Genomic DNA, 2,779 nt, shown 5'->3' with positions numbered 1-2,779 from the left:
CCCCACACCCCACACCCCACACCCTACACCCCACACCCTACACCCCACACCCTACACCCCACACCCCACACCCTACACCCCACACCCTACACCCTACACCCTACACCCCACACCCTACACCCCACACCCTACACCCCACACCCCACTTCCCCAACCCGATTTCCCCAAGGTAACAAAACCAGATATTCTACTAAATAGTCGCCTATCACACCAGCCTGATCTCGTGGTCGTCCAATGCAGTTTGCCAAGATATTAATCGCCAATCGCGGGGAAATCGCCTTAAGAATCCTTCATAGTTGCGAAGAATTGGGCATTAGAACCGTTGCCGTCCACTCTACCATCGATCGCCATGCCCTTCATGTTCAATTGGCCGATGAGAGTGTTTGTATTGGTCCGCCTCCGAGCAGCAAAAGTTACTTAAATATCCCTAATATCATCTCGGCTGCCCTAACACGCAACGCCACGGCCATCCATCCCGGTTACGGTTTTTTGGCAGAAAACGCCCGCTTTGCCGAAATTTGTGCCGATCATCAGTTAACTTTTATCGGTCCGTCCCCCAGCGCTATCCTGGCTATGGGTGATAAATCCACCGCTAAAAAAACCATGCAAAAAGCGGGAGTTCCCACTATCCCCGGCAGTGGTGGTTTAATTACCTCGGAAGCGGAAGCAAAACGTATCGCTGATGACATCGGTTATCCTGTCCTGATTAAAGCCACTGCTGGCGGTGGAGGGCGTGGGATGCGTCTTGTCAAGAGTGCAGATGAACTAGGTGATATGTTAAAAGCCGCCCAAGGCGAAGCAGAAGCGGCTTTTGGCAATTCGGGAGTATATCTAGAAAAATTTATCGAATGTCCCCGACATATCGAGTTTCAGATTTTGGCCGATAGTCACGGTAACGTAATCCATTTAGGAGAAAGAGACTGTTCGATTCAGCGACGACACCAAAAACTGCTAGAAGAGGCACCTAGCCCCTTCTTAACGCCCCATTTACGCTCAAAAATGGGTAATGCCGCCGTTAAAGCCGCTAAATCGATTAATTACGTCGGGGTGGGAACCGTGGAATTTTTAGTCGATAAACACGGTAATTTTTACTTCATGGAAATGAACACCCGTATTCAGGTGGAACACCCCGTCACGGAGATGATCACGGGGATAGACCTGATCCGAGAACAAATTCTGGTGGCACAGGGCGAAAAACTGCAAATTAAGCAAGATCAGGTGATATTTAGAGGGCATTCGATCGAGTGTCGCATTAATGCCGAGGATCCCGATCACAATTTTCGTCCTCACCCCGGCAAAATTAGCGGTTATCTGCCCCCCGGTGGTCCTGGTGTCCGCATGGATTCCCACGTTTACACCGATTACGAAATCCCCCCCTATTACGATTCCCTAATTGGTAAGTTAATTGTCTGGGGAGAAAATCGCGACATAGCCATTAAACGCATGAAACGCGCCCTCCGGGAATGTGCGATCACGGGAGTACCGACAACTATTGATTTCCATCGTAAAATATTGGAAACTCCCGCCTTTTTAGCTGGAGATGTTTACACTAATTTCATCCAGGAACATCTCTTGCCCTAGCGCGTTACCATAAATTTTAGACGAGAGTAGGTTGGGGATAATAATGACAGTAAGTGGGTGGGTGGAATTAAATATAAGATGAACGTAGGTTGGGTTGAAGCATGAAACCCAACCCCCGCTCATGTTACGCTACCGCTAACCCATCCTACAAATAATTGTGCCTCCCTACTAGGGCGTTACCATGAATTTTAGACGAGAGTAGGTTGGGGATAATAATGACAGTAGAAGTTAAATTTAACTCGTTTCAACTCAACGATGAACAATTCTTTCAACTTTGTCAGGATAACCGAGATTTACGTTTGGAACGCAACCCAAAAGGAGATTTAATTATTATGCCACCGACTGGAGGAGAAACCAGCAATTCTAACGCTGGAATCACTGCCCAATTATGGTTATGGAATAACCTAAATAAATTAGGTGTGGTTTTTGATTCTTCTGGAGGATTTAAACTACCTAACGGGGCCGATCGCTCTCCCGATGCTGCTTGGATACCTTTAGAAAAATGGCAAGCTTTAACCCCACAACAAAAGGAAAGATTTTTACCTCTATCTCCCGATTTTATCATTGAATTAATGTCTCCTAGTGATAGCCTAGAAACCGCTAGGAAAAAAATGCAGGAATATTTAGATAATGGGACTTGTTTAGGTTGGTTAATCAATAGAAAAACTAGAGAAGTAGAAATTTATCGTCAAGGACAGGCAGTAGAAATTTTAACTAATCCAGAGAGTTTATCGGGGGAAAATATTTTATCTCAATTTGTCTTAGAACTTGATAATATTTGGTAATTCTATAATCCTATAAAAGAGAATCTAAACATGATGACAGTAGTAGAAATTAAATTTGAATCTTGGCAACTCAGCGATGAACAGTTTTTTCAAATTTGTCAGGATAACCGAAATTTACGTTTGGAACGCAACGCAAAAGGAGATTTAATTATTATGCCACCAACCGGAGGAGAAACTGGTAATTCTAACGCTGGAATCACTGCCCAATTATGGTTATGGAATAACCTACATAAATTAGGTGTAGTTTTTGATTCCTCCACGGGGTTTAAACTACCGAATGGGGCCGATCGCTCTCCCGATGCTGCTTGGATACCTTTAGAAAAATGGCAAGCTTTAACCCCACAACAAAAGGAAAGATTTTTACCTCTATCTCCCGATTTTGTCATTGAATTAATGTCTCCTAGTGATAGCCT

4 protein-coding genes are annotated in these 2,779 nt (G+C 44.7%); all 4 read left to right on the top strand.

Annotated elements, in window-relative coordinates; all coding sequences use genetic code 11:
• On the top strand, positions 1-198 hold a 198-nt coding region (locus tag PX481_RS27490; RefSeq protein WP_288097117.1), incomplete at its 5' end, for a hypothetical protein.
• A 36-nt stretch (positions 199-234) separates the two neighbouring features.
• Positions 235-1,581, top strand: a complete 1,347-nt coding sequence (gene accC, locus PX481_RS27485; RefSeq protein ID WP_288097116.1) for an acetyl-CoA carboxylase biotin carboxylase subunit — start codon at positions 235-237, stop codon at positions 1,579-1,581.
• A gap of 215 nt (positions 1,582-1,796) precedes the next feature.
• Positions 1,797-2,366: a Uma2 family endonuclease gene (locus PX481_RS27480; protein ID WP_002757368.1), complete on the top strand. Its 570-nt coding sequence runs from the start codon at positions 1,797-1,799 to the stop codon at positions 2,364-2,366.
• A gap of 30 nt (positions 2,367-2,396) precedes the next feature.
• Positions 2,397-2,779: Uma2 family endonuclease (locus tag PX481_RS27475; protein ID WP_288097113.1), on the top strand; the 383-nt coding region annotated here is incomplete at its 3' end.

The sequence above is a fragment of the Microcystis sp. M53603_WE2 genome (assembly GCF_030065435.1).
Note: the sequence above shows the minus strand (reverse complement) of the source record. Positions and strands in the feature narration are given on the sequence as shown.